Origin of the sequence: Halobacillus sp. A1 (assembly GCF_024189295.1) — a bacterium.
In the GTDB taxonomy this organism is placed as follows: Bacteria; Bacillota; Bacilli; order Bacillales; family Halobacillaceae; genus Halobacillus_A.
This window is the reverse complement of sequence record NZ_JAIZEN010000004.1, coordinates 254,461-261,789: the sequence shown is the minus strand read 5'-3', so window position 1 is coordinate 261,789 and position 7,329 is coordinate 254,461. Positions and strand designations below refer to the sequence as shown.

At 43.7% G+C, this 7,329-nt stretch carries 5 protein-coding genes; 1 reads left to right on the top strand and 4 read right to left on the bottom strand.

Annotated features, from left to right (window positions below):
• Nucleotides 1-443: 443 nt before the first annotated feature.
• From LF817_RS06820 to LF817_RS06805, 4 genes are all read right to left on the bottom strand, one after another.
• Entirely contained in the window at nucleotides 444-1,295 is an 852-nt protein-coding gene (locus tag LF817_RS06820) for a transglutaminase family protein (RefSeq protein WP_253935031.1), read from the bottom strand.
• Nucleotides 1,296-1,319: 24 nt separating this feature from the next.
• Nucleotides 1,320-2,282 carry an alpha-E domain-containing protein gene (locus LF817_RS06815; protein WP_253935030.1) on the bottom strand — a complete coding sequence of 321 codons (963 nt, stop codon included), beginning with the start codon at nucleotides 2,280-2,282 and terminating at the stop codon, nucleotides 1,320-1,322.
• Nucleotides 2,275-3,729, bottom strand: a complete 1,455-nt coding sequence (locus LF817_RS06810) for a circularly permuted type 2 ATP-grasp protein (protein ID WP_253935029.1) — start codon at nucleotides 3,727-3,729, stop codon at nucleotides 2,275-2,277. Before LF817_RS06810 ends, LF817_RS06815 begins: the two co-directional genes overlap by 8 nt.
• Nucleotides 3,730-3,882: 153 nt before the next feature.
• Nucleotides 3,883-4,821, bottom strand: a complete 939-nt coding sequence (locus LF817_RS06805) for an NADP-dependent oxidoreductase (RefSeq protein ID WP_253935043.1) — start codon at nucleotides 4,819-4,821, stop codon at nucleotides 3,883-3,885.
• 100 nt (nucleotides 4,822-4,921) lie between these two features.
• Between LF817_RS06805 and recQ the strand changes: the two genes are divergently transcribed.
• Entirely contained in the window at nucleotides 4,922-7,063 is a 2,142-nt protein-coding gene (gene recQ / locus LF817_RS06800; protein WP_253935028.1) for a DNA helicase RecQ, read from the top strand.
• The last annotated feature ends 266 nt before the right edge of the window (nucleotides 7,064-7,329 follow it).

Genomic DNA, 7,329 nt, shown 5'->3' with positions numbered 1-7,329 from the left:
CGCTTATGATTCAAAGGGAAGTCCTCCTTTTGATGTTTGTATTTGGTTGTACAAATGCATCTTACGGGAGGGCTTCTTTTTATTCAAGAGGTACAAAATTAATCCCACAGGAATCTCCTGTGGGATGTCCATGATCGGTGAGCTCCCGGAAGGCGAACCCTGAGGAAGCTCACCACATGCCCACGGAAAGCGATCCGTTTTCCCATCCGCCATCTACTCATTCAAAAGTCTCGAAACGGTTCTCACTCAAAACCAGCTCCTTTTCACGTAAAGTTCTCCATGAGACGTTCCAACTATCATTACAAGAATAATTTTTAAACTCGATTCTGAGCATTAAATATAACTGAGCCGATTCAGAGATTCCACAAAGTCTAAAAAAAAACGAGGCTGCCCCTAATAGTCGTTTCTTAGACCTTAGGGACAGCCCCGTTCTCATTTGCCGCTCATTGTTCTAATAATGTAACGCTCACTTTGACGTCAGAGCGTTGATTGCCGCCGCGATACACACCTTGTAAAGGGCTAACGTCAGCATAATCTCTTCCCGTACCTATTCGAATGTGGTGTTCTAAAGCTTCCACATTGTTCGTCGGGTCAAGTCCTACCCAGCCAATACCGGGCACCATGACTTCTACCCAGGCGTGTGTCGCACCATCACCAATCAGCGCTGAATCTTCTCCTACATACAAATACCCGCTCACATAACGGGCAGGGACCCCTTTGGCTCTTAAAGCACCCAGCATAATGTGGGCGTAATCCTGGCAAACCCCAGCCTTTAACGGCCACGATTCAAACGCTTTCGTACCTACCTGGGTCGCCATGCCATCATATATAATAGAGCGATGCAGATACCCCATCAAGTTAATAGAAAACTGGATCGGATCGTCCGCCTCTCCTATTTCCTCAACGATCTCATCTACTTGTTCCTTAAACAGAAACGTGTAGGCCGTATCATTTAAGTAAGGAAGGTAATGTTCACGGAAAAGCTCTGAATGAAAAATATTACGCATTCCATCTGTATACTGCAGTAAGTGAAGAAACGGGCTTTTTTGTATACTTACAGTCGAAATGGTTTTTACGGTAAGTTCTTTATGTTTATGAGCAATAAAAAACGTTTCTACATGATTACCCCAAATATCAGTATGCTCTTTTATTAAAGAGGCGGGAGTGATTTCCGTCCGGTAAGACAATAATCGCTGACACTCATCGGTACGCGGCTTCAATCGGACGGTATTCATACTTTGATCGACATCGTTATCATAGTAGAAAGAATTTGTATGCTCAACCTGGTACTTCATAATACTTCTCTCCTTCTTACCCTTTCAATGGTTGGCGTGAACAGGCTCAACTAAATAATAGGTTTCAGAGAACGTGCGGCTTACCTGATGGCACGAGTTTTGGAAGTGGTCTAAAAATTCCATTAGTTCTTCCATTGTCATTTCTGAAATATCAGTCTGCCTGATTTCATTCTGAATACCTGTCAAGAGTTCAAAGAGATCCTCAGAGTAATGAGAAATCTTGCCTGATTCCAGTTTATGTGTCGCCCTCATGATATGATCCACACAATATTGAATAGATCTCGGGAATTGCTCATTCTCGATAAGGAAGGTAAGGACATCTTTTGGATCCATTGTTGGCGGGTGTTCCTTTATATAAGAATCGTATCCATTTACGATTTGCAAAGCAGTCAGCCAATAATAATAATTCTCTGTATCCGAGCTGTCTCTTAACGTTTTTTCACAGACTACATTCAAAATCCTCGCTGTTTTTTCAGCACGTTCAATCCACTTCCCAATCTTTATGAACGCGTAAGGAATCCCTCGGGTCATCGTCGATTCGATAATGCCCTGGGCCGTCATGGACATTTGGATGATATCTTTAAGATAGGCTTGAGTAGATTGAGTTGTCATTGCCTGATCCTGCTGTGTTTTTTCGTCCAGGTAGAACCTGTTAATAAGCTGCCATAGTTCGTCCGGAATACTATCGCGAGTAGCTTTCGCATTCTCACGAGCATATATCATACTGTTTTGCAGAGAATTGTAATTCATTGGGCTCAACGTAATATATTGTATCACGGTTTCACGATCCATCCTCGCATAACGCTCGTAATACTCTTCTTTGGAAGCACAGATATCCAAAATTTCTTCCCAGTCCCGGTCCATAACCTGTTGGTCGGATGCCTCCAGCATATGGATAAGCTGTGTACTCAGGATTCTGGCATTGTTCTCCGAACGCTCGATATTCCGGGCCATCCAGTATAAGGAATCTGCTACTCGACTAAGCATGATTCATCCCTCCTCCAGCTAATACCCATGTATCTTTTCCGCCGCCGCCCTGGGAAGAGTTTACTACGAGCGAGCCTTTCTTCAAGGCTACTCGTGACAAGCCTCCGGGCAGCACATGAGAAGTAGCACCATTCATGACAAATACCCTTAAATCTACGTGACACGGATAAAACTCATCATTCTGGAATGCCGGCGCCCTTGATAGTTTAATTGTAGGTTGAGCGATGTACTGACTAGGTGTTTCAATGATCTTTCTGCGGAAGGCGCTTCTTTCCTCTTCCGTAGAATGTGGACCGATCAGCATATCATATCCGCCCGAAGCTCCTACATTTTTGACGACAAGGTCTTCCAGATTTTCCAGAACATATTCCAGCTGCTCTGGATCTCTTAAGAAATATGTTTCTACATTTTTGATAATCGGATCTTCATCTAAGTAATAACGGATCATATCAGGCACATAAGCATACATGGCTTTATCATCAGCCACACCGTTCCCTATTCCATTTAAAATAGCTACGTTGCCCTTACGATATGCTCTCAACAGTCCGGTGACTCCCAATGCTGAATCCGGTCTGAACGCTTCTGGATCCAAAAAGTCATCATCAATTCTCCGATATATGATATCCACTCTTTTCAGACCACGGATGGTCTTCATATAAACGATATCGTCCTTGACGATCAAGTCTCGTCCTTCCACGAGTTCGATCCCCATTTGCTGGGCAAGAAATACATGATCATAGTAAGCGGAGTTGTACATCCCCGGAGTAAGAAGAACAGCGCAGGGTTCGGCCAAGGTGTTCTTAGGTGCATGGCTGATCAGCGCACCGTGAAGCTCTTTGAATTGATGTTCAAGTGTTCGAATGGAATGTTTAAAAAACAGTTCCGGGTAAACCTGGCGCATGACATAACGATTTTGAAATACGTAAGACATGCCTGAAGGATTCCGTAAGTTATCTTCTAACACGCGATATTCTCCATGCTCATCTCTTATCAAATCGATTCCCGCTAGAAATATGTGGTTTCTTAAAGGGATTTCAAGACCCGTCACCTGTTTTTCATAGTAATTTGGATTATCCCGGATCAAGTCTTCAGGTACGATTCCATCCTTCACAATCTCCTGCCCATTATAAATATCATCCAAAAAGTAATTGAGTGCCTTCATGCGCTGCTTCATGCCTCTCTCGATTTTAGCCCATTGCTCTTCAGGGATAATGATCGGAACGAAATCGAAAGGCATGGTACGTTCAGTACCGCCAGCATCATTATAGACTGTAAACGTTATTCCCTGCCGCAGGAAACTCAATTGAGCGGTTTCATGCTTTTCCCGAAGTTCCTCATCTGATAATTGCCTAATTAAGTCGTAAAAAGATTCGTAATGATTCTTAGGCTGTCCATCCTCATTCATCATTTCGTCATAAAATGACCCGACCTGATATTTATTTAACATACGTGTGCCTCCCCCTCGTGAGTGTATGTAGAAAACTATACCCTATTCAAGGGAGTAATAGTCGAAAAATTTAAAAATTTATTCACCGTATTATGGAAAAAGATATAAAAAACCCTGAGCGGTGGAACGCTCAGGGTTGCTCATCACTTCATTTTAAGGTTTAATATTAATAACGATTTTCCCGGTTGCATGATGTGTTTCACTAAGTTCATGAGCCTCTCTCAGGCCTTTTTCGCTTAAATCGAATTCATGGCCTACTTTAGATACCATTTCTCCCTTAACCATCAAGTTGGCTAATTGAGCCAGCTTCTCTCCATCCGGCTCCAACCATACAAAACCAGCCTTCACTTCATGTTTATCCGCCACTTTTTCATCAGGCGGCTGGACAATTGAGGCTAAACGCCCGCCTTTCTTAAGAACGCTGAAGCTTTTCTCCTGAATTTCTCCTCCAAGAGTATCAATAACAATATCGAACTCACTTAAAACATCAGCGAAATCTTCCTCTTGATAGTTGATAAAACGGTCTACCCCAAGCTGTGTTACCCACTGCTCGTTTTTCCCGCTGGCTGTAGCAGCCACATACGCGCCAAATGATTTAGCGATCTGAATAGCGTAATGGCCGACTCCGCCAGATCCAGCGTGTACAAGCACCTTGTCTCCTTCTTTTATTTCAGCAAAATCAACTAGACATTGTCTTGCTGTCAAACCCGCAAGTGGCACAGCAGCTGCTTCTTTATAGGAAATGGATTCCGGCAGATGAGATAATACATGCTCATCTACAGCCGCATATTCAGCATATGTGCCGAAGCGGGACAGCTCCGGACGCGCAAACACGCGATCCCCTTCTTTAAACTTCTGCACATTGGATCCTGCTTTCTTAACGACTCCAGCCGCATCCCATCCAAGCGTTATTGGAAAATCAAAGTCGAGCATTTCTTTCAAGTACCCTTGTCGAAGCTTCCAGTCTATCGGATTAATCGATGTAGCATGAAGCTCGACTAAAACTTGATTTTCTTCTATTTCAGGGAGGGATACCTCTTTTTCTACTAATTGTTCTTTATCACCGTATTGTTCTATGACTATTGCTTTGATAGTAAACACTCCTCATTATAAATCTCTTCATATTTTTCCCCTATCCAATCATTTAAAACATGATAAGATAGGGAAAGCATTTGTAAAGGATGATCCAAACATGATAGAACAAGCTCAAAATCTGCTTCAAGAATATTATGGATTCGCTTCTTTTCGTCCTGGACAACAAGAAGCCATCCAACACGTTCTTGACCAAAAAAATACGTTAGCCGTCATGCCGACTGGCGGCGGTAAATCATTATGTTATCAAATCCCAGGTCTCACTTTAGAGGGGACAGCTATTATTATTTCACCCCTCATTTCCTTAATGAAGGATCAGGTAGATGCACTCACCTCTTATGGTATTGCAGCTACTTATATAAACAGCTCCCTGACTTTCGAGGAGCAAAGAGAGCGAATAAACGATATGGAACAGGGGCGCTATAAGTTCGTTTATGTAGCTCCTGAAAGATTTGATTCGGGATCTTTTCTTAAAACGTTAAGACACATCAACCTTTCACTCATCGCCTTTGATGAAGCTCATTGTATCTCTCAGTGGGGGCACGACTTCCGCCCCAGCTACCGTTCTATTGTTCAAACGCTTGACCAAATCCCTAACCTCCCCGTGGTAATGGGGTTGACTGCTACAGCTACTCAAGAGGTTATCCGCGATATTAAACAATTGATTCATGTAGCCGACGACTCTGTGGTCAATACCGGATTTTCGCGTGAGAACCTTTCTTTCCGCCTTATAAAAGGTCGTGACAAGCGTGAATTCCTCGTTGAATACTTGAAACAACGTCCCCAGGAAGCAGGCATCATCTACACCGCTACGAGAAAGGATGCCGATCAGCTTCAGAACTTTTTTGAGAAAAAGGGATATTCAATCGGCAAATATCATGCGGGAATGAGTGAGCAGCAGCGAAAAAATGTTCAAAGCGACTTTGTACAGGATGAAATTACAACGATTGTAGCAACTAATGCTTTCGGGATGGGTATTGATAAATCTAACGTCCGTTACGTCATCCACTATTCTATGCCGATGAACCTGGAATCCTACTATCAGGAAGCTGGGCGTGCCGGTCGTGATGGCGAGCCAGGTGATTGTGTCTTGTTGTTTTCAGGGCAGGATATCCACCTTCAGCGATTCCTGATCGATCAATCGATGATGGATGAAGAGAAAAAGAAGGAGGAGTTCGGCAAGCTGCAGTCTATGGTGAATTATTGTCATACGCATATGTGCTTACAGCAGTACATACTCGACTACTTTGACAACCCTTTTCAAACCGAGCCTTGCGGAAAATGTTCAAACTGTCTGCATGAGGGTGAAGAACAGGACTTGACGAAGGAAGCTCAAATGGTACTTTCCTGTGTAAAACGGATGGGTGAACGTTTCGGTGCCGGATTGACCGCTAAAGTTCTACGGGGGTCAAATGATCAGAAGGTGAAGCAATTCAAGTTTCATAACCTTTCCACGTATGGTATTCTATCCCACTATACAGAACGGGACCTTACACAGTTCATCAACTTTTTAACGGCGGAAGGATTGTTGAGTCCGGGCCAGGGACGCTATCCAGCTCTTCAGCTGACAGAGCAGTCTGTCGGTGTGTTAAAAGGTGAACGTCCGGTCAAAATGCTGGTAGAAACAACGACTGCCGCCGCAGAAGTAGACTATGATGTAGAAAAATTCGAAGAGCTTCGCAGGATGAGGAAATCCATTGCTGATGAAGCCGGGCTGCCTCCATACGTTATTTTCTCTGATGCGACCTTAAAGGAATTCACGATTTATCTGCCTGCCGATCGGGAAGAAATGTTGAGAATCAAAGGCGTAGGTGAACAAAAATTCGAACAATACGGACCAAGCTTTTTGGAAATTCTGGCTCCCTGGGCGGAGGATGTGAAAGATCGTCCATCTCCCCCATCGCAGCCTAAGTTCAGTAAGAAAAAGCCTCGGAGTTCTTCTGCAGGTCCAAGCCATGAAGAATCGTTCGACATGTGGAAGAACAAAAATATGACCATTGAAGAAGTTGCTAAAGCCCGCGATTACAGCGTTCAAACGATTGAAAATCATATTTTCCGCTGCATGAAAGAAGGAGCAGACATCGAGTGGGGTGAATGGTTTTCCGATGAACAGGAAGAAACCGTGCTCATGGCCCACAGCCAGCTCGAAGACAAGAAGTTGAAGCTTTTAAAAGATTCCCTTCCTGAAGGTTATTCTTACCGCATGATCAAAGCTGTTCTTGTTAAACACGGATATATGTAATTCATAAGCTATCTTAAACGTCGTTGTTGATTTTTCATATATGGCAGGATTGTGGAAGGCTTGGTTTCGAGACATTGGGTTAGTGGGTCAGGGCGGCGGTGAATGGCTCGCTTTCCGTGGGAGCTTGGTGAGCTTCCCACAGGAGTCTTCACCATTCCCCGCCGCCCTTCACTAGATATGTGCTTCTCGAAGTCCACTTAAAAAGAAAACTCTTAATTTAAGAGGGAGAATCACACCCTGAGGCAACGGTTAAAATGTACTCCCAC